We start from the raw sequence: 275 nt of genomic DNA, 5'->3' as shown, positions 1-275 counted from the left end.
CCGGTTACGCTGAGCTGCATTGAGTACAACGCCGCCCTTCCCGCCGACATCACGGAGACGACCATCGAGGAGCGCAACGCCGTCTTTGGTGCTGCCGCTGGAGTGGACAACTGCGAGGTGACGATCACGGAAACGATCACGGGTAACGTCAACAGCTGTGGTGTGGGTAGCTTCACGCGTACCTTCACGGCCACCGACGGTCAGGGCCTGACCAACGTACAGGTCTGCCAGCAGCGGATCACCGTTTACGGCATCCACGACTACCGGATCACCTT

1 protein-coding gene is annotated in these 275 nt (G+C 60.7%); it reads left to right on the top strand.

What is annotated here, in order from left to right:
- Positions 1–275 (top strand): hypothetical protein (locus H9S92_RS00055; RefSeq protein ID WP_187464692.1); only part of this gene is annotated, 275 nt, incomplete at both ends.

The sequence above is a fragment of the Neolewinella lacunae genome (genome assembly GCF_014349155.1).
GTDB lineage: Bacteria > Bacteroidota > Bacteroidia > Chitinophagales > Saprospiraceae > Neolewinella > Neolewinella lacunae.
The sequence above is the reverse complement of the archived record's forward strand: the minus strand, read 5'-3'. Positions and strand labels throughout refer to the sequence as shown.